At 74.5% G+C, this 22687-nt stretch carries 20 protein-coding genes and 1 pseudogene; 14 read left to right on the top strand and 7 right to left on the bottom strand.

The window, feature by feature from the left end:
- The first annotated feature begins 24 nt into the window (after positions 1-24).
- Positions 25-1407 (top strand): VWA domain-containing protein, encoded by a 1383-nt coding sequence (locus ABZ135_RS22425; RefSeq protein WP_356698049.1) that lies wholly within the window; start codon positions 25-27, stop codon positions 1405-1407.
- A 125-nt stretch (positions 1408-1532) separates the two neighbouring features.
- Complete coding sequence (locus ABZ135_RS22420) at positions 1533-2117, top strand: nucleosidase (protein ID WP_356697984.1); 585 nt, start codon at positions 1533-1535, stop codon at positions 2115-2117.
- Positions 2118-2212: 95 nt separating this feature from the next.
- Here ABZ135_RS22420 and ABZ135_RS22415 read toward each other — a convergent pair whose 3' ends face one another.
- The 4 genes and pseudogenes from ABZ135_RS22415 to ABZ135_RS22400 form a co-directional block, all read right to left on the bottom strand.
- The gene (locus ABZ135_RS22415) at positions 2213-3376 is read right to left on the bottom strand and encodes a PP2C family protein-serine/threonine phosphatase (RefSeq protein WP_356697983.1); all 1164 of its coding nucleotides are present in this window, start codon (positions 3374-3376) and stop codon (positions 2213-2215) included.
- A 38-nt stretch (positions 3377-3414) separates the two neighbouring features.
- Entirely contained in the window at positions 3415-4779 is a 1365-nt protein-coding gene (locus ABZ135_RS22410) for an MFS transporter (protein WP_356698048.1), read from the bottom strand.
- Positions 4768-5421 (bottom strand): annotated as a pseudogene (locus ABZ135_RS22405) (MFS transporter); the annotation flags it as partial. The pseudogene ABZ135_RS22405 and the gene ABZ135_RS22410, both read right to left, overlap by 12 nt.
- Complete coding sequence (locus ABZ135_RS22400) at positions 5418-6116, bottom strand: TetR/AcrR family transcriptional regulator (RefSeq protein WP_356697982.1); 699 nt, start codon at positions 6114-6116, stop codon at positions 5418-5420. The gene ABZ135_RS22400 and the pseudogene ABZ135_RS22405, both read right to left, overlap by 4 nt.
- 339 nt (positions 6117-6455) lie before the next feature.
- On the opposite strand from ABZ135_RS22400, the gene ABZ135_RS22395 reads away from it, so the two are divergent.
- The 7 genes from ABZ135_RS22395 to ABZ135_RS22365 all read left to right on the top strand — a co-directional run bounded on the left by ABZ135_RS22395 (position 6456) and on the right by ABZ135_RS22365 (position 13647).
- Positions 6456-7040: a TMEM165/GDT1 family protein gene (locus tag ABZ135_RS22395; RefSeq protein WP_356697981.1), complete on the top strand. Its 585-nt coding sequence runs from the start codon at positions 6456-6458 to the stop codon at positions 7038-7040.
- A gap of 76 nt (positions 7041-7116) precedes the next feature.
- Positions 7117-7734 (top strand): TetR/AcrR family transcriptional regulator, encoded by a 618-nt coding sequence (locus ABZ135_RS22390; RefSeq protein ID WP_356697980.1) that lies wholly within the window; start codon positions 7117-7119, stop codon positions 7732-7734.
- The gene (locus ABZ135_RS22385) at positions 7718-9388 is read left to right on the top strand and encodes an acyl-CoA dehydrogenase family protein (RefSeq protein WP_356697979.1); all 1671 of its coding nucleotides are present in this window, start codon (positions 7718-7720) and stop codon (positions 9386-9388) included. The genes ABZ135_RS22390 and ABZ135_RS22385 overlap by 17 nt, the downstream gene beginning before the upstream one ends.
- A 155-nt stretch (positions 9389-9543) precedes the next feature.
- Positions 9544-10842 carry an amidohydrolase gene (locus ABZ135_RS22380; RefSeq protein WP_356697978.1) on the top strand — a complete coding sequence of 433 codons (1299 nt, stop codon included), beginning with the start codon at positions 9544-9546 and terminating at the stop codon, positions 10840-10842.
- 108 nt (positions 10843-10950) lie between these two features.
- A complete protein-coding gene (locus tag ABZ135_RS22375; RefSeq protein ID WP_356697977.1) occupies positions 10951-11268 on the top strand; it encodes a polyprenyl synthetase in 318 nt (105 codons plus the stop codon).
- Positions 11261-12421 (top strand): polyprenyl synthetase family protein, encoded by a 1161-nt coding sequence (locus ABZ135_RS22370; protein WP_356697976.1) that lies wholly within the window; start codon positions 11261-11263, stop codon positions 12419-12421. The genes ABZ135_RS22375 and ABZ135_RS22370 overlap by 8 nt, the downstream gene beginning before the upstream one ends.
- A 59-nt stretch (positions 12422-12480) precedes the next feature.
- Positions 12481-13647: an oxygenase MpaB family protein gene (locus tag ABZ135_RS22365; RefSeq protein ID WP_356697975.1), complete on the top strand. Its 1167-nt coding sequence runs from the start codon at positions 12481-12483 to the stop codon at positions 13645-13647.
- Here ABZ135_RS22365 and ABZ135_RS22360 read toward each other — a convergent pair.
- A complete protein-coding gene (locus tag ABZ135_RS22360; protein ID WP_356697974.1) occupies positions 13644-14528 on the bottom strand; it encodes a DMT family transporter in 885 nt (294 codons plus the stop codon). The genes ABZ135_RS22365 and ABZ135_RS22360 overlap by 4 nt on opposite strands.
- 193 nt (positions 14529-14721) lie before the next feature.
- Here ABZ135_RS22360 and ABZ135_RS22355 point away from each other — a divergent pair, with 193 nt between their 5' ends.
- Together ABZ135_RS22355 and ABZ135_RS22350 are read left to right on the top strand one after the other, a co-directional pair.
- On the top strand, positions 14722-15054 hold the full coding sequence (locus ABZ135_RS22355) for a cupin (RefSeq protein ID WP_356697973.1): 333 nt from the start codon (positions 14722-14724) through the stop codon (positions 15052-15054).
- Between the two features lie 328 nt (positions 15055-15382).
- Complete coding sequence (locus ABZ135_RS22350; protein WP_356697972.1) at positions 15383-17017, top strand: PHB depolymerase family esterase; 1635 nt, start codon at positions 15383-15385, stop codon at positions 17015-17017.
- A gap of 41 nt (positions 17018-17058) precedes the next feature.
- On the opposite strand, the gene ABZ135_RS22345 is transcribed toward ABZ135_RS22350, so the two are convergent.
- Together ABZ135_RS22345 and ABZ135_RS22340 are read right to left on the bottom strand one after the other, a co-directional pair.
- Positions 17059-17868: a cache domain-containing protein gene (locus ABZ135_RS22345; RefSeq protein WP_356698047.1), complete on the bottom strand. Its 810-nt coding sequence runs from the start codon at positions 17866-17868 to the stop codon at positions 17059-17061.
- A gap of 523 nt (positions 17869-18391) precedes the next feature.
- Entirely contained in the window at positions 18392-19177 is a 786-nt protein-coding gene (locus ABZ135_RS22340; protein ID WP_356697971.1) for a GntR family transcriptional regulator, read from the bottom strand.
- Positions 19178-19353: 176 nt separating this feature from the next.
- On the opposite strand from ABZ135_RS22340, the gene ABZ135_RS22335 reads away from it, so the two are divergent.
- The 3 genes from ABZ135_RS22335 (at position 19354) to ABZ135_RS22325 (ending at position 22624) form a co-directional block, all read left to right on the top strand.
- A complete protein-coding gene (locus ABZ135_RS22335; RefSeq protein WP_356697970.1) occupies positions 19354-20391 on the top strand; it encodes an ABC transporter ATP-binding protein in 1038 nt (345 codons plus the stop codon).
- A gap of 88 nt (positions 20392-20479) precedes the next feature.
- On the top strand, positions 20480-21679 hold the full coding sequence (locus ABZ135_RS22330; RefSeq protein WP_356697969.1) for an ABC transporter substrate-binding protein: 1200 nt from the start codon (positions 20480-20482) through the stop codon (positions 21677-21679).
- Between the two features lie 9 nt (positions 21680-21688).
- Positions 21689-22624 carry an ABC transporter permease gene (locus tag ABZ135_RS22325; protein WP_356697968.1) on the top strand — a complete coding sequence of 312 codons (936 nt, stop codon included), beginning with the start codon at positions 21689-21691 and terminating at the stop codon, positions 22622-22624.
- The last annotated feature ends 63 nt before the right edge of the window (positions 22625-22687 follow it).

Genomic DNA, 22687 nt, shown 5'->3' with positions numbered 1-22687 from the left:
GTCGCCGACGGGGGCCCCGACCGGATCGCCGACCGGGTGACCGGCCTGGTGCGGGCACTGCGGTCGCACGGCCTCGGCATCGGCACGGGCGAGACCGTCGACGCCGGCCTCGCCCTGGAGGCCGTCGGCTTCGACGACCGGGAGCGGATGCGCGCGGCCCTCGCCGCGACCCTGCTGCACGGCGAGGCCCAGCGACGGGTGTTCGACCGGGTCTTCGACCTCTACTTCCCGCTGGCCCGTCTCCCGCTCGCCGAGGGGCGACCGGAGGCGACGGGGCCTCCGACCGGAGAGGATCCCCCGGCCGGCCTCGCCCGGCTGCGCGACCGGCTGGCCGCCGCGCTCGCCGCCGGCGACGACGCGGCGCTGAACCTGCTCGCGGCCGAGGCCGTCGGCGCGCTCGGCGGGTACGGCGAGTCGCCCGGCTCGGACGGCTGGTCCTCGTACCGGACGCTGTCCCGGCTCCGGCCGGAGACCCTGCTCGCCCGGGTCCGCGCGCTGCTGCGGGAGGGTGCCGGCCCGGAGCCGGAGTTCACGGACCGGCTGACGGACGACGAGATCCGGCGGCGGATCGAGGACTTCCGGGAGCGGGTACGGACGGAGGCGCGGCGCCGGGTCGCCGAGCGGCAGGGCCGCGAGCACGTGGCCCGGCGAGCCGTCGCCGCGACCCCGGACCGGGTGGACTTCCTGCTGGCAGGGCGGGCCCAGCTCGACGAGCTGCGCCGCACGGTGCGGCCGCTCGCCCGCCGGCTCGCGACCCGGCTCGCGGCGCGGCGCCGCCGGGCCGCACGCGGCGAGATCGACCTGCGGCGCACCCTGCGGGCTTCGCTGTCGACCGGTGGCGTGCCGGTGCGGCCCGTCCTGCGGCGGCGCCGGCCGGGTCGGCCGGAGCTGGTCCTGCTCTGCGACGTGTCGGGTTCGGTGGCGGGCTTCGCCCACTTCACGATGCTCCTGGTGCAGGCGCTGCACGAGCAGTTCAGCCGGGTGTGGGTGTTCGCCTTCGTCAACCGGGTCGACGAGGTGACGGACCTGGTGGCCCGGGGCCGGACCGACCCTGCGGGGCTCGGCGAGCGGATCCTCGCCGAGGCGACGGTCACCGGCTGGCACGGGCAGAGCGACTACGGGACCGCCCTCGGCGAGTTCGCCGAGCGGTACGCCGACGCGCTGGGCCCCCGGACCGTCGTCTTCGTGCTCGGCGACGCCCGCACCAACCACAGCGACCCGAATACGCCGGCACTGAAACGAATCGCGGACCGGGCCCGCCGGGTCTACTGGCTCAACCCGGAACCGCCCACCCTGTGGCCCACCGGCGACTCGGTCGCCCCCACCTACGCAGAGCTGGTGCCCATGCACCCCTGCCGCAACGCCCGGCAGCTCACGGAACTCATCGGCCGCCTGCTCCCGATCTAGCGCGGGAAGCGGTTTCCGGGCCCGGGCCCTGCCCTGGGGCCGCCCGCAAGAAGCCGGGGCCCGGTTCCGGTCGGGCATGCCGCCTGAGCAGGGGCGACCTCCGCGCACCCGGTAGCGTGACCCGCATGGAACTCATAGGTGAGATCACCGCCGACCGTCCCCTGCTCGTGCTGGCGGTCAAGGAGGAGGCGCAGCACCTCGACACCGACCTGCCGGTGCTGCTGACCGGCATGGGCAAGGTCAACGCGGCGACGGCGCTCGCCACGGTTCTGGCGCGCGGGACGCGCCCCTCCGAGGTCGTCAACCTGGGCACGGCTGGCGCGCTGCGCCCCGGCTGGACGGGGACGCACGTCGTCGGCACGGTCGTCCAGCACGATCTGGACGGCGAGCTGCTCGCCACGCTCACCGGCGAGACGTACGGGGCGCCGCTCACCCTGCCGGACGGCGGCGACGTGGTCCTCGCGACCGGTGACGCGTTCATCGCGGACGACGCGGCGCGTGAGCGGCTCGCCCTGCGGGCCGCCCTGGTCGACATGGAGGGCTACGCGCTGGCGACGGCGGCCGGGCTCGCCGGGGTGCCGCTGCGGATGGTGAAGCACGTCAGCGACGAGGCCGGCGACGGCGCGGCCCGAAGCTGGCGCGAGTCGGTCGCCGCGTGCGCGCGAGCCCTCGCCGACTGGGCCGCGGCCCACACCCCTTACCGCGCCTGAACCCAGAGAGCGCATGAAGGGCGCGTGAGACGCCCAACCGGGGCAGGGGCGACACCGGTTGCCCGGGTTCCCGCGTGTGAAGCGGGTCGGGTCCGCTACCGCCGGGGGGCCGGAGCGGCCGGCTCGGGCGCGGCGGCCGATTCCGGCGCGGCGACGGATTCCGACGGTCGTACGACGAGCAGGGCGGCCACGTCGTCGTCGAGGCCGTTCACCCCGTAGGCGGCGAGATCGCGGTGGAGCAGCGGCAGGACGCGGTCGCCGGGCTCCGCGGCCCAGCCGAGCATCCGCTCCTCCAGGGGGTAGAACGCTCCGGCGCGGTCGCGGGTCTCGCTCACCCCGTCGGTGAAGAGCAGCAGCCGGTCGCCGGGCCGGAAGGGCACCTCCTCGATGTGGTGCCGGGAGGCGCACAGTCCGGCGAGGTTGAGCGGCAGGGAGGGGTCGTTGAGCGGGACGGGCCGCACCCGGTCGCCGTGCTGGAGCAGTGGGGCGGGATGGCCGCAGCTCAGGAGCCGTACGACGTCGTGGTCGTCGGGCAGTTCCAGGAGCAGGACGGTGGCGAAGCGTTCGGCGGCGTCGGAGTCGGGGTTCCAGGCCCCGTACCGTTCCAGGCCCTCTTCGAGGCGGTCGGCGAGCGCGGCGAGGTCGGGGGCCTCGGTGACGGCGGCGCGGTAGGCGCCGAGCAGCACGGAGGCGGTCTCGACCGCGCCGAGGCCCTTGCCCTGGACGTCGCCGAGCATCACGCGGACGGCGCCCGGTACCCGGACGGCCTCGTAGAAGTCGCCGCCGATCCGGGCCTTGGCGGCCGCGGAGACGTACAGCAGGTGGAGGTCGATGCCGCCGATCCGGGGGGCCAGCGGGCGCAGCAGGACCCGCTGGACCACTTCGGCGACGGCGGTGACCTCGCGCAGGTCGCGCTCGTAGCGGGTGCGGACCTGGCTGACCCAGACGGCGGCGGCGATGACGGCGGCGAGCACCAGCTCGGCGGCCACGGTGTCCTGGGCCGGGTCGCCCTGCGCCACGGCGAGCACGAGCCGCAGCCCGATCGCCAGCACGCCGACGACGAGGGTGCCGCGGGCGCTCCACGTGATGGCGGCGAGGGCGGGCCCGATGACGAGCAGCCGGTCGAAGTGCTGGCCCTCCGAGGTGATGAGGTCGGCCACCACCACGAGGGCGAGGGCGAGGAACGGCAGGGCGAGGCCGAGGTTGAACTGGGCGCGCGTCCCCGTCGCGGCGGGGAGGCGGGAACCACCGGTGGGCATTTCGTGATCGTACGTACGAGGTGGGGCGGACCGGGATGTTACGCCCCCGCTGGCGTGTCCGTGCCCCGTTCCGGCCCCGGTAGGGCGAGGGCGGCGGGGACGGCGAGCGCGGCGACGGCGGCGAGGGCCGGCAGGGCCGTCCCGGACGCGAGGAGCGGAGTCGCCAGGGCGACGCCGATGATCGGGCCGGTGTTCATGGCGGTCTGCTGGAGCCCGCCGGCGACACCCGCGTGCTCCTCGGCGGCCCGGTGCACCACGACGGAGGTCGCCGTGACCATGACGGCACCGAATCCGGCGCCGATGAGGGCGGCGCAGGCGCCTGTGGCGAGCCCGGAGTCGGTCACGGCGGGCCGGGCGAGCAGCAGCACTCCGGCGGCGAGCAGAACGGCACCGCCGGTGGCGACGCGGCGTGCCCCGAAGCGCTTCTTGAGCACGGCGCTGAGCGGCGCCCCGATCACCATGAGGACGGCGAGCGGCACCATGCGGCGGGCGGTGGTCGGCGCGTCGAGGCCGAGGGTGTCCTGGAGCAGGAACGTGGCGGTGAAGAGGGTGCCGGACAGGGCGGCCGAGGCGGCGAGCAGCACACCGAGCCCGGCGGCGACCGGCCCCGGCCGCAGCATGCCCGGCGGCAGCAACGGCGAGGGCGCCCGCCGCTCGCGCCACAGAAACGCCACCCCGGCGACTCCGGCCGCCCCCAGCGCGGGCACGGCTCCGGCGACGAGCCCCTGCACGAGGCAGGCGAGCGCCAGCCCGAGCAGACAGGCCCCGGGCAGATCGAGCGCCGCGAGCCCCTCGGGCGGGGCGGGAGAGACCGCCGCGAGCCTCTCGGGCGGGGCGGGAGAGACCTCCGCCTGTGGCGCGGGCGGGGCGGGGGCGGTGCCGCCGGGCGCCGGGGTGGTGGCCTCGGACGCCGGGGCGTCGGCCAGGGACGCCGGGGCGGTGACCTCGGAAGCCGAGACGGTGGCGCCGGACGCCGAAGCGTCGGTCACGGGCGCCGGGGCGGTGACCTTGGACGCCAAGACGGTGACACCGGACGCCGAAGCGTCGGCCACGGACGCCGGGGCGGCGGCTCCGGGCGCCGGGGCGGGTCCGGCCGCCCGGCTGCCGGGCGCGCGTTCGAGGCCGGTGGCGGTGGCCCGCGGCTCGGTCGTGAAGCGGCCCGCCGGGAGGCGGGGCGCCCTGGTGACCGTGGGGGCGGGGCCGGCAGCCGGTGCCGCCCCGGTGCCGGGCCCGGTCGCGAACCGGCCGGCCGTGCCCACGGGTTCGGGCGCCGGAACCACCGCCGCGCCGGATACCGGTCCGGCCTCAGGCCCGCCCGTGGCGCGCGACCCGGCACCGGCCGAGCATCGCCCGACGGGCCCGCCGCCGGCCACCGCGGCGACCGTGGCGCCCGCCCCCGGCATGGGCATCCCACCGCGTCCGGGCACCAATGGAGCTCCGCTCCTCAGTACCGCCCGCGTCTCAGGCCCGGTCCCGGACCGGCGGGCGCCGGGCGTGGTCAGGCAGAGGAGGGCGACGGCAACGGTCGGGGGCACGCCGAGGAGGAAGACCGCGCGCCAGCCGTACGCGTCGACGAGGACGCCGCCGATCAGCGGGCCGGCCGCCGCGGCGAGGCCGATGGCGCTGGTGCGCAGGGCAACGGGCATCCCGAGCCGTTCGGGCGGATAGGCGCCGCGCAGCATGCCGAGGGTGGCGGGCTGGAGGAGTGCGCCGGCCACGCCCTGCGCCACGCGCAGGGCGACGACCCAGCCGATCCCGGGCGCGGCGGAGATCGCGGCGGAAGTGGCGGCGAAGCCGAGACAGCCGACGGCGAAGAGCCTGCGGTGCCCGTAACGGTCGCCGAGCCGGCCCGCGAAGACGAGCATGCTCGCCACGGCGACGAGGTAACCGGTGCTGGTCCACTGCACCTGCCCGGTGTCCGCGCCGAGGTCGCGTCGCAGGGCGGGCTGGGCGATGGTCAGCACGGTGCCGTCGAGGGCGACGACCGCGGCGCCGACGACGCTGCAGGTGAGGACGAGGGTGCGGTGGAGGGCGGTGCGCTTCACCGGCGATCCTCCGCCGGTCCGAGGTGGGCGTCGAGCGCGGCGGTGAGCAGCGGTGCCACGTCGTCCGCGCCGGTCGCCAGGCGCAGGCTGCCCCAGCGCCACAGTTGGACGATGCCGTGCAGATTGGCCCAGAGGGCACCGGCCGCCGCGACGGGATCGACGATGTCCGGGCGAGCCAGGGCGAGAAGCTCGGCGAGCCGGGCGAACAGCGGCAGGCTGGTGTCCCGCAGGCCGAGCCGTCCGCTCTCCAGAAGGTCGTGCCGGAACATCAGCTCGTACATGCCGGGGCGGCCGTGCGCGAAGTCGAGGTAGCCGCGGGCCAGGGCCTCGATACGGGTGCGGGCCTGCTGCCCTTCGTCGTCCACCGCCGCCGTGCGCGCGGCGAGCTCGCGGAAGCCTTCGCGGGCGATGGCGGAGAGCAGGTCGAGATGGGTCGGGAAGTGGCGGCGGGGCGCACCGTGGGAGACGCCGGCGCGCCGGGCGATCTCGCGGAGCGAGAGGGCCGGCACGCCTTCGGCGTCGACGAGCTCGACGCCCGCCCGGACCAGCCGGTCACGGAGCCCGTCCTCGGAGGACGCGGAACCGGACGGCGAGGGGCCGGCGGGCGGAGGCTCGGGTCGGGACTCGGGTCGGAACTCGGGTCGGGACTCGCGTCGCGGATCGGGCTGGGGCTGGGGCCGGGGCTCGGGAGGCATGGGGTGTCCGTCCGTTGGCGAGTAGACAGTGTCTACCCCGTTCTACCAGCAGCCGTAGACACTGTCTACGCACAGCACCCACCGCCGTCGGCTACACTTGATCCCGCGAAGGGGAGTAGCCCTGCGAACCGGTCGTCGACACACTGGAGCCCCCGGGTTCCCGGTGACCGGGTCCGCCGCCGTATACCGGCCGCGGACGGGCGAGACCTTCGGCCAGGCAAGAGCGCCACGTCCGCATCCCTGTGGGCGTGGTCCGTCATGCCGGGCCGAGTGGTCCTCCCGTCGCCCACCGAGGCGCCGTGTCGGTCCCGGGCCCGGTCCGAGCAGAGAGCCCCCGGTATGCATCTCGACCCCTTGGCGATCGTCACCGCCTTCGGGCTGATCTTCCTCGCCGAACTACCCGACAAGACGATGTTCGCGTCCCTCGCGATGGGCACGCGCATGCGTCCGCTGTACGTCTGGTTCGGCACCGCCACCGCCTTCGTCGTCCATGTGGCCATCGCCGTCGGCGCGGGCAGCCTGCTCGGCCTCCTTCCCGGCTGGATCGTCAAGCTCGTCTCGGCCCTGCTGTTCGCCTTCGGCGCGTACATGCTGCTGCGCGGCGGAGACGACGAGGACGAGGAGGACGCGGGCGGCGCGACGGTGACCGGCTTCTGGCCGGTCTACTCCACCGCCTTCATGGCCGTGTTCATCAGCGAGTGGGGCGACCTGACCCAGATCACCACGGCCAACCTCGCCGCCACCAACGGCACCTGGTCGACCGCGATCGGCTCCGCCGCCGCCCTGATGTCCGTCTCGGCCCTCGCTCTCGTCGCCGGCCGCTTCATCGCGAAGCGGGTCCCCCTGAAGACGGTGCAGCGCATCGGCGGTCTGTGCATGGCCGCGCTCGCGATCTGGTCGTTCACGGAGATCTTCACCGGCTGACGATCCCGACGACCGGGGGCGGGCCGGGTCGCGCCGCGCTCTTGCTGAAGGTGTGAATCACTGCTTCACTCCTTCCATGCCCTACCGTCGCACGCCCGCGGTCCAGGCCCGTCTCGACGCACAGCGCACCGCCGTCGTCGAGGCGGGCCTCGGGCTGCTCGCCGAGCACGGCTACGCCGGCTGCACCATGGCCGCCGTCGCCACGCGGGCCGGCATCGCCACCGGCAGCGTGTACCGCCACTTCCCCAGCAAGGCCGAGCTCTCCGTCGAGCTGTTCCGGACCGTCGTCCGGCGTGAGGTCGCCGCCGTCTCCGAGGCCGCGGCGCTGTCCTCGCACCGGACGGCCGCCGACCGGGTGGTCGCGGTCATCGAGACCTTCGCGGGCCGCGCCCTGAAGGCACCGCGGCTCGCCTACGCGCTGCTCGCCGAGCCCGTCGACCCGGCCGTCGACGCCGAGCGGCTCGTCTTCCGGCGCGCGTTCCGCGACGTCTTCGCCGAACGGATCGACGCCGGCGTGCGGGCCGGCGAACTGCCTCCCCAGGACGCCGTGCTGACCGCCTCCGCGCTCGTCGGCGCGGGCGCGGAGGCGCTCGTCGGGCCCCTCGCCGAGGGGGCCGTCGGGCCCGGCACCGTCCCCGCCCTGGTCACCTTCACCCTGCGAGCCCTGGGAGTATCCGATGCCGACCACGCATGAGGTCACCAACCAAGTACCGCCGCTCACCGGTCACGACGTCGCGGCCGACCCGGCGCTCCTGGAGGCGCTGCACCGCGAGGGCGCGGGCTGGGCGGAGGCCGAGGTCCGGGAGCTCGGGGTGCGGGCGGGCGGCCGTCAGGCCCAGGAGTGGGGACGGCTCGCGGAACGCCACTCCCCCGTCCTGCACACCCACGACCGCTACGGCCACCGCGTCGACGAGGTCGAGTTCCACCCGTACTGGCACGAGCTGATGAACGTGGCCGTACGGCACGGTCTGCACGGCGCTCCCTGGGCCGACGGGCGCCCCGGCGCGCACGTCGCGCGCGCCGCGAAGGTGTTCGTGTGGGGGCAGGCCGATCCGGGGCACCTGTGCCCGATCTCGATGACGTACGCGGCCGTGCCCGCCCTGCGCGCCGAGCCCGAGCTGGCCGCGGTGTACGAGCCGCTGCTGACCTCCCCGTACTACGACTTCGGGCTGCGGGTGCCGACGGCCAAGCGCGGGATCATCGCCGGGATGTCGATGACCGAGAAGCAGGGCGGTTCGGACGTCCGCGCCAACACCACCCGCGCGGTCCCGGCGGGCGAACCGGGCACGTACGCGCTGACCGGGCACAAGTGGTTCACCTCGGCACCGATGTCCGACGTCTTCCTCACCCTCGCCCAGGCCCCCGGAGGGCTCTCCTGCTTCCTCGTGCCGCGCGTGCTGCCGGACGGCTCGCGCAACGCGATCCGCTTCCAGCGGCTGAAGGACAAGCTCGGCAACCGCTCCAACGCCTCCGGCGAGATCGAGTACGAGGGGGCGCTCGGTCGGCTCGTCGGCGAGGAGGGCCGGGGCGTGGCCACCATCATCCGCATGGTGAACATGACGCGGCTCGACTGCGCCGTCAGCTCGGCGTCCGGGATGCGCCAGGGCCTGGTGCAGGCCGTGCACCACGCCCGCCACCGCAGCGCCTTCGGCGCCCGCCTCGTCGACCAGCCGCTGATGACCAACGTGCTCGCGGACCTGGCGGTCGAGGCGGAGGCCGCGACGATCGCCGCGCTGCGGCTCGCGGGCGCCGTGGACCGGGCGGCGGCCGGCGACGCGGAGGAGGAGCAACTGCGCCGGCTGGGCCTCGCGGTCACCAAGTACTGGGTGTGCAAGCGGGCGCCCGCGCACGCGGCCGAGGCGCTGGAGTGCCTGGGCGGCAACGGCTACGTCGAGGACTCGGGCCTGCCCCGGCTCTACCGCGAGTCCCCGCTCCCCTCCATCTGGGAGGGTTCGGGGAACGTGGCGGCCCTCGACGTGCTGCGGGCGATGGGCCGTCAGCCCGAGGCGGTGGAGGCGTTCTTCGCGGAGGTCGACCGCGCGGCCGGCGCCGACCGGCGTCTGGACGCGGCGGTGGCCCGGCTCCGCAAGGACCTGGCCGATCTGGCCGACCCCGCCGCCCTCCAGTACCGGGCCCGCCGCCTGGTCGAACGGCTCGCGCTGGTCCTCCAGGGCTCCCTGCTGGTCCGCCACGGCCACCCGGCGGTCGCCGACGCGTTCTGCGCCTCGCGCCTCGACGCCGACTGGGGCATCGCCTTCGGCACCCTTCCGCCGGGTCTGGACACGACGGCGATCATCGAGCGCGGCACGCCGGTCTTCCCGGGGGCGGAGGCGGTACCGGGACAGTAGGGCCGCCGGGCGGGGGGCGGGCCGTTCCGGGCGGGCCTGTTCCGGGCGCGGGCCCGTTGCCCCCCCCGCAGCCCGTTCCGCGCGCGGGCGCGTGCACCGTGCGAGTCTGAGGACGCACGTCCTTGCCCCGCGTCGAGACGAAAGGCCCGTCCGTGGTGAGCACCGAACCGTTCCACGAGGAGGTCCGCGCGGAGCTCGACCGGAGCGCGGAGCGGACGGCGTCCCAGGTCGTCGCCTGGCGGCGGCATCTGCACCGGCACCCCGAGCTGTCCAACCGGGAGGAGAGGACGGCCGCGCTGGTGGCCGGTCATCTGCGCTCCCTCGGTCTGGACGAGGTGCGCACCGGCATCGCCGGGCACGGGGTGGTCGGGGTGCTCAGGGGCGGACTTCCGGGGGCGCGGACGGTCGCGTTGCGCGCGGACATCGACGCCCTGCCGGTGCGGGACCTGTGCGGCGCCGACTTCGCCTCCGAGACGGTCGACGCGGACTACCCGGGCGGCTCCTTGCCCGTGTCGCACGCGTGCGGGCACGACTGCCACACCGCGATGCTGATGGGTGCGGCGAGCGTGCTCGCCGGGGCGCGCGAACGGCTGCCCGGCACCGTCCTGTTCGTGTTCCAGCCCGCCGAGGAGGGGCCGCCGGTCACGGAGGAGGGCGGGGCGCGGGCCATGGTGGAGGCCGGGGCGTTCGCCGGGCCCGTGCCGACGATGGTGTTCGGGATGCATGTGACGCCGTATCCGAAGGGGTACGTGGGCTATCGCGTCGGGAACCAGTACGCCGCCTCCACGCTCGTCAGGATCGTCGTCACCGGCAGGCAGGTGCACGGCTCCACGCCCTGGCAGGGCATCGACCCGATGCCCGCCGTCGGGGCGATCCTCACCGGGATCGGCCAGATCTACCGCCAGGTCTCCGCCTTCGACCCGGTGACCGTCACCATCGGGCACGTCGAGGACGTCGGCCGCTTCAACATCATCGGGCAGACCGTCACCCTCTGGGGCACCGTCCGCTGCGCGGTGGAGTCGGACATGGCGGAGGTGCAACGGCGCCTCACGACGCTCGCCGAGCACACGGCCGCCGCCTACCACTCCACGGCCGAGGTGGACTACCTCCAGCCGGTGCCGCCGGTGCGCAACACGGCGGAGTGGGTGGCGGCGGGCCTGCCGACCCTGCGCAAGGTCGTCGGCGCGGAGCGGGTGGTGGAGACCGGGGCGACGCTCGGCTATGACGACGTGTCCGAGTTCGTGAACCGCTTCGGCGGCCTGTACGTGATGCTGGGCGTCCAGGACGCGACCCTGGACGAGGCCGGGCGTCCGGTCCCGGTCGAGGGCGGGCGCGGCCTGGTCACGAATCACAACCCGCACTTCTACGCGGACGACGACACCCTGGTCACCGGCGTCCGGCTGCACGCGCACGTGGCGTACGACCATCTGACGGGCGCGTTGACGACCGGGTAGCCGGGTCCCGGGCTCTGCGACCGGGCCAGGCCCCGGGGGCGGGGCCGCGCTTCACTCGTTCGTGAGTTTTCCGGGTCCGGCGGCCCACGCGTGATCATGCTGGCTGCCATGACATCCGGTAACGACGAAGACCAGGGCCAGGGCCAGGGCCGAGCACAGGGCCACGACCGGGCGGTGCTGCTGGTCGCCGGGCTCGCGGATCTCGCGGTGAGCACGCTGGGGTCGGCCCTTGGGACGGTACGGGGCTTGTTAGGGCGCTCGGACACCGCGCAACTGGTCGAGGAGGCCGAGCGGGACCTGATCGCGCGCGGCCGTCTGGCCCTGGACCGCCGTACGGCGCCGCCCCCGGCCCACCTGGAGGTACTCGCCCGACACGTACTGGCCCGGCAGGCACGGCAGGAACGACGGGTCGGCGGCGATGTCTGAGGGATGGGACCCGGTCGCGTTCAAGGCGCGGGTCGACCAGGTGCTGCACCGATTCGTGGCCGTGGAGGCGGACGCGCTGGCCGCCGTCGACGCCGCCCTGGCGCCGGTGGCCGAGCAGTTGGAGTCGGCGGTGGCGAGCGGCAAACGGCTGCGGGCCGCGTTCTGCTACTGGGGCTGGCGCGGCGGCGGTCAGCCGGACAGCGACGCGCTGGTGCGGGCGGCGGCCTCCATGGAGCTGGTGCACGCGGCGGCGGTCGTGCACGACGACCTGATCGACGACAGCCCTCTGCGGCACGGCCGGCCCACCGCGCACCGGGCCCTGCGGGCCGCCCTGCCGCACCATCCGCGGCCCGCCGGCGCGGCCCGGTCCCTGGCGATGCTGGTCGGTGACCTCCTGATGTCCCTGGCCGGGCAGTTGTTCGTCGGCAGCGGTCTGCCCGCGGCCTACCTCGGCCGGGCGCGCCCGCTGTGGGCGGCGCTGGCCCGGGAGCTGATCGCGGGCGAGTGCCTGGAGATCCTGCACACCGGCACCGTCCCGGACACGGCGGCCTCGCTCAAGGTGATCCGCTACAAGACCGCCAAGTACACCGTGGAGCAGCCGCTGCTGATCGGGGGCGCGCTGGCCGGGGCGTCGCCGCGCCTGAGCGAGGGCTACTCCGCGTACGGGCTGCCGCTCGGCGAGGCGTTCCAGTTGAGGGACGACCTGCTGGGTCTCTTCGGGGACCCGGAGCGCACCGGCAAGGCCGACGGCGACGATCTGCGGGGGCACCGGCCCACCGCCCTGCTCGCGGAGACCTGGCGGCTCGCGGACGCCGAGCAGCGGGAGCGGCTGAACGTCCTGCTCGGCGCGGGCGGCTCCGGCGCGGGCGGCTCCGGCCCCTCCGGCACGGGGATCGACGGCACCAGGGCCGACGGGGCGGGCGACGGGTCCGGACACGGATCGGGCGACGGGTCGGGCGGCCCGGGCGATGCCGACCGCGCGGAGGAGGTGCGTGCGCTGATGCGGAGTCTGAAGGCGCCCGAGCGAGTGGAGCGCATGATCGCCGCCCGGGTCGAGGAGGCGCTGCGCGCGCTCGACGAGCTCGACGCACCGCCGATCGCCGTCGCCACGCTCACCGCGCTCGCGCACTCCGCCTCGACCCGGTCGTCCTGACCTCCCCTGACTCTCCCCCTCCCCTCTCCCCCGTACCGCAGCACCCGGAGGAACCCCTCATGATCCCCACCGAGGCGTCGATGGACGCCCTGCGCCAGGCCGGCGACGAACTCGCCGACGCCACCGTCGCCACGCTGTTCGAACGCGGCCAGGTCGGCACCTTCAACACGCTGATGCGTTACGTCTCCACGGCCGGCGCGCCCCTGCCCGACGGGCTGCCGGAGGTCGCCCGCGCGTATCTGGAGGCCACCGCGGCGCCGCCGAGCTGGGTGGACTGGGGCGAGATGGAGAAGGCGCGGCTCTTCTTCGCCGACAACGACGTGCACATCACGACCGCGCTGTCCTTCGCCGCCATGCCCGCCTGCTACCTCGTCCCGCATGTCGCGAGACTGCTCTCGGCAACCCACGGGCTGCGGTATCCGGCGAAGCGCATGGCGGAGACCGGGCAGTTCACGGTGTACCTGATGCGGCCGGACGCCTTCGAGGCGGGCGGCCGGTTCGTCCCGGCCGCGCAGAAGGTGCGGCTGCTGCACGCCTCGATCCGCCACCATCTGCGGCGCGAGGACCGCTGGGACGTCGCGGAGCTGGGGGTGCCGATCTGTCAGGAGGACATGATCGGCGGGCAGATGTTCTTCTCGATGCTCGTCCTCGACAGTCTGCACCGGCTCGGCATCCACATGTCCACGGAGGGCGCGGAGGCGTACTTCTACGCCTGGCGGGTGGTCGGCGCGATGCTCGGCGTCGACCAGGACGCCGTGCCGAAGGACCTCGACGAGGCCCGCCGCTTCCTCGACCGCTACATGCTCCGGCACATGGGGCCGTCGGAGGAGGGGGTGCTGCTGACCCGGCAGCTCATCGAGCTCTACGAGGAGGTGGTGCCCGGCACCCTGTTCGACCCGATCGTCTCCGCTCTCGTCCGGCACCTGGTGGGCGACACGTGCGCCGACTGGCTGGAGGTCCCCCGCACCTCGTGGGACACCGTCGTCAAGGCGGTGCCGCGGTTGCTGGGCGTCCTGGAGACCGTCGAGGACCGCTCCCCGCTCGCGGCCTGGGCCCTCGACCGGCTCGGCCACCTCACCACGGTGTTCGAACTGTCCTCCCTCACCCGCGGCCGCGTCATGCACTACGCGATCCCCGAGCACCTCAAGAAGGACTACGGCGTGTCCTCGACGGTCTCGCCCAAGCGCAGGTGGAGCCCGCCCCCGGCCGTCCTCGACCTTCCCTAGGGGCGCGCCGGGGTCCGTCGTCGGAGCGCGCCGACGTAGACGCCGGCGAGGATCAGGGGGGTGCCGAGGAGCAGGGACGCGGTGAGGGGTTCGTCGTCGAGCCAGGCCGAGAGCACGAGGGTGACGACGGGGACGACGACGAAGACGTACGCGGCGCGGGACGCGTCCCAGCGGTGGACCACGTAGAGGTAGAGCACGAAGGTGAGGACGGAGCCGGCGACGACCAGATAGGCGAGGGCCCACCAGGTGGCGGGCCGGTCCGGGAGGCGCCAGGCGTCGCCGGCGGCGGCGGAGCCCGCGAAGAGGAGCACGGAGGCGGCGGTCATGCCGACGGCGTTCATGGTGACGGGATGGACCGTGGGCAGTCGCCGGACCAGCACGGTCGCCTGCGCGAAGCAGAGCATGCTGCCGAGGATCGCGAGGAAGGACGGCAGGGGTACGTCGCCGCTGAGCGGGGCGCGGGAGATGACGGCCACGCCGGCGGTGGCGAGCAGGGTGCCGACGGCGGCGGCCGCGCGGAAGCGTTCCAGGCCCTGGGCGACGGCGAGGAGGAGGGTGGCGAGCGGGGTGAGCGCGAGGATCGTCTGTCCGAATCCCGCGTGGATCCGGACCAGGGCGTAGTAGGCGAGGGCGAAGGTCACGCCGAAGTTGAGGATGCCGAAGACGACCGCGCCGGCGAGCGCCCTGCCGCGCGGGAAGGGCATGCGCCGTACGGCCATGAGGGCGAGGAGCAGCAGGGAGGCCGCGCCGAAGCGGAGGGCGGCGCCCCACAGAGGGTCGAGCTCACGGTTGCTGAAGCGGACGCCGACCGCGTTGCCGCCGGCGAAGAGCGCGGCGGCGGCGAACGCGGCGAGCGTCAGCCGGTCCTCGGCGCGCTGCACCGCCTCACCGTAGCCCCGGGGCCGCCGCGCCCCGAGCGGGACACGCGCCTGGGCGGGACACGCGCCGCCCGGCTCCGGGACCCGGGACCCGGGACCCGGGCCGGGCGGCGGCATCGGGCGCGGTCCCGAGTTGCGGGACGCCCGCCACGCGTAAGGCTGGGGTGTACCGGTCCGCCACCCGCAGGGAGTGACGATGCAGCAGCCCGAACCCTTCGAGCTCGGTGCCCTCGCCGACGAACACCTGGCGAACGCGCGCTCCGACGCGCACGGCCGCAGCGCCCATCTGCTGGTGCACGACGGAGTGCTCCGGCAGAGCGTGATCGCGCTGATCGCCGGGACGGCGCTGGACGAGCACAACACCCCGCCCGCCGCGAGCCTCCAGGTACTGCGGGGCCGGGTCGAGCTGACGGCGTCGGGGCGGACGCGGGAACTGGAGGCGGGGCAGCTCCAGATGCTCCCGAAGGAACGCCACGGTCTGACCGCCCTGGAGGACGCGGTCGTGCTGCTGACCGCCGTCAACGACTGAGGCTCGTCAACTACTGACGGCCGTCGTGGTCCGACCCACGGCTGACCCCGTCGAGGACTCCCTGACTGCCGTCCACGGCCGGCCCTCCGTCGAGGACCGACCGCCGCCGAGAACCGACCGCCGCCGAGAACTGACCGCCGTCGCCGACCGGGGCCCCGGTCGGCCGGTCGCCCGGTCGGCCCAGTCGGACCGGCTCGGGGCCGCTGCCAGGTCCTGACGCGCCATACTCCGACCGGTCGTTTGTGGCTCCCCGGCCCATAGGGGCGGAGTCCGCCCCGCCCCTACTCTCCGGCGCATCCCCACCCGTTCGAGCCGCACGGGAGTCCAGATGCGCCTTTCTCGAGCACCACGCACCGCACCACCCACCGCCCGCCGCCGGCGGCGCCTCGCGGCGCTGCTGCTGTCCGCCGTCACCGCCCTGTTCCTCGCCGCCCCCGCGTCGCCCGCCTCGGCGGCGGCGCCCTCACCCGTGCCGGGCACCCTCACCCCGTACAACGTCGGTTCGGTGTACACCGCCGGGATCTCGTCGGGCGGGTACATGGCGACGCAGCTCCACGTGGCCTACTCGGGCACCTTCTCCGGGTCGGCGGCCTTCGCCTCGGGCCCGTACCACTGTGCCCAGGGCTCGCTGTCCACCGCGCTCAACGCGTGCATGGACACCGTCCAGGACCTCCAACTGAGCAAGCTGGAGCAGACGACCCGGGACTGGTCGGCGCGCGGGATGGTGGATCCGATATCCCATCTGTCCGGGGACCCCGTGTACGTCTTCAGCGGGACGAACGACGCGACCGTGAAGCAGTCGGTCGCGACCGCGCTCGCCGACTACTACGGCCGCTTCGGCGCCCGGGTCCGCTACCAGCGCACGACGGCCGCGGGCCACGCCTGGATCAGTCCGCTGGGGCCCAACTCCTGCGGGGTGACGCAGACGCCGTTCATCAACGACTGCGGTTTCGACGCCGAGCGGGAGCTGCTCGGCCATCTTCTCGGTTCGGTCGTGGCGCCGGCCGCGGCTCCCTCCGGCAGCCTGATCCGCTTCGACCAGAATGCGTACGCGCCGGGCGGTTCGGCGGCGGCCCTGTCGATGGGCGCCGAGGGCTTCGCCTATGTGCCCAGGTCCTGCGCGGACGGCGCCGCCTGCACGCTCATGGTGGCGCTGCACGGCTGCAAGCAGGGCTACGCCTACCAGGGCTTCGGGACCCGCTTCGTCGAGAACGCCTATCTGAACGAGTACGCGGACACCAACGCGATGATCGTGCTGTATCCGCAGGCCGCGCCGACCGGCACGCTGGAGAATCCCAACGGCTGCTGGAACTGGTGGGGTTACCTCGGCGACACGGCCTACGCACGGCACGGCGGCCAGCAGATCGAAGCCGTGATGGGCATGGTCCGGGCGCTGCGCGGCACCACTCCCCCGCCACCGACGGGCGGCGGTGCGGTGACGCTGCCGAGCGTGGACGCGCAGGACGGGTACGTGAAGGCGGCGGCCGACGGGTCGGGCGCGGCGGTCGGGACCTTGGAGGACGCGTACGGCTTCGCGGTCGGCCGGGGCTCGGACGGGAAGGTGAACCGCACGCTGCTGTCCTTCGACACGTCGAGGATCCCGGCCGGCAAGGAGATCACCCGGGCGTATCTGACGGTGACCCGGTCGAGCGGCTCGGGCGACCCCTGGGCCTCGCCCGCCGGCAACCGGCTCCTGGTGGACGTCCGTACGGGCTGCTTCGGCGGCTGCGGTGTCGAGGCCGGGGACTGGTCGGCCGCGGCGACGGCGGCCGGCGCGGCGCGGATCGACGCGTTCTCGTCGGGCGCCGCGGTGTCCACGGATCTGTCGGCGGCCGGTCTCGCGGCCTTGGACCGCAGCGGGACGACGCAGATGCGCCTCGGCTTCGTGTCGGCTCCGGCGGGGACGGCGTATCTCTTCGTCAACCAGGCCGCTCCGGTGACGCTGACGGTCGAGTACCGCTAGCGGCTCGTCGGCGGGCGTGGAGGGGGCGTGGAGGGGGCCGTTCACCGCGACGGTGTCACGAGCACCAGGGGGATGCCCGCGCAGGGCGTCAGGTGCAGGGTGCCGTGGTGGTGGACGGCCGGTGGGGCGCCGGGCGGGGCCGCGAGGACCGCGGCGAAGTCGGGGCCCTTGACCAGGGAACCGGCGAGATGGGCCGGGTCGGTGGAGGCGGCGACCCGGCCACGGGCGTTCACCAGCCGGGCCGGGACCGGGAGTTCCTGGAGGACGGGCAGCACGGCCGCCTCGAAGTGGCGGAGGTACACGTCGGCGGCGGCGACCCCGACGAACACGCCGTCGACGTGTACCGGCGCGGAGAGCGTCAGGCCGTACTCGTCGGAGCAGAGGTAGTCGACGTAGGGGCCGGCGACGGCTCGCCGGCCGGTCTCCCGGGGCAGCGCGTACCAGTCCCAGTGCGTGTAGTCGGAGTACGGCGAGTGCTCCGGATCCAGGTCGAGCAGCAGCGGGCGCACGGTGCCGTCGGGTCCGCGCTGCCACCATTCCAGCCAGGCCGGTACGTCGGCGAGCAGTCCGGGCGCGGCGACGAAGCCGACGCCTGAGACGAGCCCGGGGAATCCGGCCGCCGGCCGGTCGCCGGGGCTGCCGGAACGACGGCCGGCGCGGGCCGGGGCGCCGGCCGGGCCCGCGCCGTCCGCGAGGCGGCCGTGCAGCCCGGGCCGGAGCGCGGCGAGGTCGGCGGAGACCGGGCGCCGTCCGCCGGAGGCGACGGCGGCGAGCAGGGCGGCGGTCTCGGCACCCGTCGCGGCGACGGCGGCGAAGACCCCTTCGAGCGTGTCGCGCACGCGCCGCGACACGGCATGGGCACCACCGGCGAACGGACCCGCACCACCGAACGGGGCCGGTGCGGGCTGGACCGGGACGGACAGGTCCGGGACGGGCTGGACCGGGACGGACAGGTCCGGGACGGGCGGGGCCGGGGCGGACGGGCCCGGGATGGACGGGTCCGGGGCGGACAGGTCCGGGACGCGCAGGTCCGGCGCGGGCAGGTCCGGCGCGGGCAGGTCCGGCGCGGGCAGGTCCGGCGCGGCCGGGACGGGGACGGACAGCTCGGAGACGGACGGCTCAGGAGCGGACGCATCGGAGACGGGCGGCTCGGTAGCGAGCGCGTCGGAGACCGACCGCTCGGGGACGGGCACGCCGGAGACCGACCGCCCACGAGCGGACGCGCCGGAGACCGACCGCTCGGGGACGGGCACGCCGGAGACCGACGGCTCCGGAGCGGACGCGCCAGAGGCAGCCGGCACGGGGACGGACGTGTCGGAGACCGACCGCCCGCGAGCGGGCGCGTCGGAGGCGGACGCCTCAGCGGCAGGTGCGTCAGGGGCGGCCCCGGTGGGGCGGGCGAGCCCGGTGGTCCTGGCCATCGGTGTCCTCCTCGGGACGCGGCTCGGGTGCGCGGGTGGCGGGAGCGAGCCGCAGGGCGATCAGCCGGCCCACGGACTCGCGTACGCACTGCTCGGCCAGCATTCTTGCCCGCTCGTCGGCCTCATCCTGCACGGCGGAGATCACGGAGCGGTGACGATCCGCCACCGAGGCGTGATACGCGGTGTCGTCGAGGACCAGGACGAGCAGCGCGCCCAACTCGGCCTGGAGGGCGACCTCCTCGCGGGTGAGCCGGGCCGACTGGGCGGCGGCGGCGAGTTCGACGTGGAAGCGGCCGTAGAGCCGGCTCCGGGCGGCCGGATCCTCGGCCCGGGTGAGTTCGTCGACGGTACGGGCGAGCGGGCGCAGGTCGCCGGGCTGGGTGCGCTGGGCGGCGAGCAGGGCGGCGGCGCCGGAGACGGCCGCCCAGTGGTCGCCGAGGTCGCGCAGCTCCTCGGTGGACCAGTCGGCGAGCCGGGCGCGCAGCCGGTCCTCGGCCGGTCCTTCGGGGACGGTGACGAAGCTGCCGCCGCCCCGGCCGCGGCGGGTGGTGACGAGTCCCTGCTGGCGCAGGGCCATGAGGGCCTCGCGCAGGGTGACGGTGGAGACGCCCAACTGGGCGGCGAGTTCGGTCTCGCCGGGCAACTGCTCGCCGTCGGACAGGAGTCCGAGCTCGATCGCGTCGCCGAGCCGGCGCGCCACGGTGTCGACCCGGGCCCGGGTGTCGACAGGGGTGAACACGGCCTGGCGGGCGCTCCCCGTCGCGCCCCCGCCCCGTCTGCCGTCTGGTCTCACGGTGTACCACCTCGGTCGTTGACTCAGGCTTTACCTTAAAGGGGTCTTGAGATTTGAACTATGACTTCATATGTTTGCGGTCATTCGGAGAACGCGCCCCCGCACCAGAAAGGTTCCCGCCCATGGAGGGAATGGCGATCCGGCTGTCAGGACTGCGCAAGAGCTACGGCCGGACGGAGGCGGTGGCCGGGGTGGACCTGGAGATAGCCGACGGCGAGTTCTTCTCGATGCTCGGCCCTTCGGGCTCCGGCAAGACCACCGTGCTGCGCATGATCGCCGGCTTCGAGACGCCGAGCGCGGGCACGGTGGAGCTGGCGGGCCGGGACGTCACCCGCCTCGCCCCCTTCGAACGCGACGTCCACACCGTCTTCCAGGACTACGCCCTCTTCCCGCACATGACGGTCGAACAGAACGTCGCCTACGGCCTGAAGGTGCGCGGTGTCCCGAAGGCCGAGCGCCTGGTCCGGGCCCGGGCGGCGCTCGCGCAGGTACGGCTCGAAGGGCTCGGCCGGCGCCGGCCCGGCGAGCTGTCCGGCGGTCAGCGCCAGCGCGTCGCCCTCGCCCGCGCCCTCGTCGGCCGTCCCCGGGTGCTGCTCCTGGACGAACCGCTCGGCGCCCTCGACCTCAAGCTGCGCGAGCAGATGCAGATCGAGTTGAAGGCGATCCAGCGGCAGGTCGGCATCACCTTCGTGTTCGTCACCCACGACCAGGAGGAGGCCCTGACGACGAGCGACCGGATCGCCGTCTTCCACCAGGGCCGGATCGAACAGGTCGGCACGCCCGGCGAGATCTACGAGCGCCCGGCGACCGCCTTCGTCGCCGGCTTCGTCGGCACCTCCAACCTCCTCGTCGGGGACGTCGCGCGGGCCGTGGTCGGCGCCTCGGGCACGTACAGCATCCGGCCGGAGAAGATCCGCGTGGTCGGGGACCCGGCCGCGCCCGTGGAGGCGGGCCACGCGAGCGCCGTCGGGACCGTGGCCGAGGTCGTCTACCTGGGCGACGCCACCCGCTTCCTCGTCGACCTCGACACGGGCGGCCGGCTCACCGCCGTCCAGCAGAACCTGGAGACCTCGTCCACCGACCTCGCCGCCTTCCGCGGCGCCCGGGTCGGCCTGCGCTGGCACCCGCGGCACGCGGTCCCCGTCCCCCAAGCCTCGTGACGGCGCCACGGCCACGAGACCCCGTACCGCCCTGCCTGTCCCGCTCCGCTCCCCGTACCGCACCACCCTCACCGCAAGGGAGAACCACGTGCGCCTGCACCGCTCGCTCCTGACCGCCGCCGCCGTCTCCGGTCTGCTGCTCGTCACCGCCTGCGGATCGGCCGATCCGGCCGCGTCCGGGAAGTCCGGCGGCCTCAACCCGCCCGCGCTCAAGGCGCCCACGGCCCTCGGCGCGCCCGAGGGCGAGGTCAATCTGATCGCCTGGGCCGGCTATGTCGAGGACGGCTCCAACGACCCGAAGGTCGACTGGGTGACCGCCTTCGAGAAGCAGACCGGCTGCCAGGTCAACGCCAAGACCGCCGCCACCTCCGACGAGATGGTGGCGCTGATGAAGACCGGCCGATACGACGCCGTCTCCGCCTCGGGCGACGCCTCCCTGCGCCTGATCGCCTCCGGCGACGCGGCCCCCGTCAACACCGCGCTCGTGCCGAACTACGCGGATGTCTTCGAGGGCCTGAAGAACAAGGAGTGGAACTCCGTCAAGGGCGTCTCCTACGGCATCCCGCACGGCCGCGGCGCCAACCTCCTCATGTACGACACGACGAAGGTCACCCCGGCCCCCGACTCCTGGTCGGCCGTGTTCGACCGGGCCTCCGTCCACAGCGGCAAGGTCACCGCCTACGACTCGCCCATCTACATCGCCGACGCCGCCCTCTACCTCAAGGCGACCAGGCCGGAGCTCGGCATCAAGAACCCCTACGCGCTCGACCAGAAGCAGTTCGACGCAGCCGTCAAGCTCCTCAAGGAACAGAACGAGCACGTCGGCGAGTACTGGAGCGACTATCTGAAGGAGATCTCCGCCTTCAAGAGCGGGGACTCCGTCGTCGGCACGAGCTGGCAGGTCATCGCCAACCTGGCCAAGGCCGAGGGCGCCAAGGTCGAGGTCGTGCTGCCGAAGGAGGGCGCCACCGGCTGGTCCGACACCTGGATGGTGTCCGCCAAGGCCAAGCACCCCACCTGCGCCTACAAGTGGCTCGACTGGATCGTCTCGCCGAAGACCAACGCGCAGGTCGCCGAGTACTTCGGCGAGGCCCCCGCCAACGCCAAGTCCTGCGCCGAGACCGCCGACAAGGCGCACTGCGCCACCTTCCACGCCACCGACGAGACCTACTGGAAGAACGTCCACTTCTGGACCACGCCCATCGAGCAGTGCCTCGACGGCCGCACGGACGCCCGCTGCGTCCCGTACGCCCAGTGGGTCCGGGCCTGGAACGAGATCAAGGGCTGACCACCTCCCATGACCGCGCTCTCCCCCCAGCCGCGGACCGCCGGAGGCGACCGGACGACCGCCGGAGCGGACCGGGCCGCCGCCGGTCCGGTCCGGCGGCTCGCCGGGGCCCTGCACCGGCGGCCCCGGGTCCGGCTCGCCGCCCTGCTCACCGCGCCGCTGCTGTGGCTGGTGCTCGCCTATCTGGGTTCGCTGGCCGCCCTGTTCCTCTCCGCCTTCTGGACCACCGACTCCTTCACCTCGGAGGTGGTCCGGGTCTGGTCGGCGCAGAACTTCCAGGAACTGGTGACCTCCCCCGTCCATCGGACGGTCGCCCTGCGCACGATCGGCGTCGCCCTCGCCGTGACCGTGCTGTGCGCCCTGATCGCCTTCCCGCTGGCCTTCTACACCGCCCGGGTGGCGAGCCCGCGCCGCCGGCCACTGCTCGTGGTCGCGATCCTCACCCCGCTGTGGGCCAGCTATCTCGTCAAGGTGTACGCGTGGCGGCTGATCCTCTCCGAGGGCGGACCGCTCGACTGGGCGCTGCGGCCGCTGGGCCTCACGGGACCGGGGTACGGGCTGACCGCCACCGTCCTGGTGCTGACCTACCTCTGGCTGCCGTACATGATCCTTCCGGTGCACACGGCGCTCGAACAGCTCCCGGACAGCCTGCTGCACGCCTCGGCCGACCTCGGGGCGCGGGCCGGGCGGACCTTCCTTTCGGTGGTGCTGCCGCTGGTGTGGCCGGCGGTGGCGGCGGGGTCGGTGTTCACCTTCTCGCTCAGCCTCGGCGACTACATCACCGTGCAGATCGTCGGCGGCAAGACCCAGCTCATCGGCAATCTCGTCTACTCCAACGTCACCCTCAACCTGCCGCTCGCCGCCGCGCTCGGCACCGTCCCGGTCGCCGTCATCGTGCTCTACCTGCTCGCGGTGCGGCGCACCGGTGCCCTGCGCAGCCTATGACCGGCCCCCCGGTGCCGCGTCGCCCGCGATCGTGACCGGCGCACGCGCCGCGTGCGCCGGTCG

Source organism: Streptomyces sp. NPDC006339 (assembly GCF_040612775.1).
Taxonomy (GTDB): Bacteria; Actinomycetota; Actinomycetes; order Streptomycetales; family Streptomycetaceae; genus Streptomyces.
The sequence above is the reverse complement of the archived record's forward strand: the minus strand, read 5'-3'. Positions and strand labels throughout refer to the sequence as shown.

Coding starts and splice junctions, on each gene's coding strand:
- ABZ135_RS22420 (WP_356697984.1), top strand. CDS start 1,533: ATGGAACTCATAGGTGAGATCACCGCCGACCGTCCCCTGCTCGTGCTG.
- ABZ135_RS22415 (WP_356697983.1), bottom strand. CDS start 3,376: ATGCCCACCGGTGGTTCCCGCCTCCCCGCCGCGACGGGGACGCGCGCC.
- ABZ135_RS22410 (WP_356698048.1), bottom strand. CDS start 4,779: ATGCCGGGGGCGGGCGCCACGGTCGCCGCGGTGGCCGGCGGCGGGCCC.
- ABZ135_RS22400 (WP_356697982.1), bottom strand. CDS start 6,116: ATGCCTCCCGAGCCCCGGCCCCAGCCCCAGCCCGATCCGCGACGCGAG.
- ABZ135_RS22395 (WP_356697981.1), top strand. CDS start 6,456: ATGCATCTCGACCCCTTGGCGATCGTCACCGCCTTCGGGCTGATCTTC.
- ABZ135_RS22390 (WP_356697980.1), top strand. CDS start 7,117: ATGCCCTACCGTCGCACGCCCGCGGTCCAGGCCCGTCTCGACGCACAG.
- ABZ135_RS22385 (WP_356697979.1), top strand. CDS start 7,718: ATGCCGACCACGCATGAGGTCACCAACCAAGTACCGCCGCTCACCGGT.
- ABZ135_RS22375 (WP_356697977.1), top strand. CDS start 10,951: ATGACATCCGGTAACGACGAAGACCAGGGCCAGGGCCAGGGCCGAGCA.
- ABZ135_RS22370 (WP_356697976.1), top strand. CDS start 11,261: ATGTCTGAGGGATGGGACCCGGTCGCGTTCAAGGCGCGGGTCGACCAG.
- ABZ135_RS22365 (WP_356697975.1), top strand. CDS start 12,481: ATGATCCCCACCGAGGCGTCGATGGACGCCCTGCGCCAGGCCGGCGAC.
- ABZ135_RS22355 (WP_356697973.1), top strand. CDS start 14,722: ATGCAGCAGCCCGAACCCTTCGAGCTCGGTGCCCTCGCCGACGAACAC.
- ABZ135_RS22350 (WP_356697972.1), top strand. CDS start 15,383: ATGCGCCTTTCTCGAGCACCACGCACCGCACCACCCACCGCCCGCCGC.
- ABZ135_RS22335 (WP_356697970.1), top strand. CDS start 19,354: ATGGAGGGAATGGCGATCCGGCTGTCAGGACTGCGCAAGAGCTACGGC.
- ABZ135_RS22325 (WP_356697968.1), top strand. CDS start 21,689: ATGACCGCGCTCTCCCCCCAGCCGCGGACCGCCGGAGGCGACCGGACG.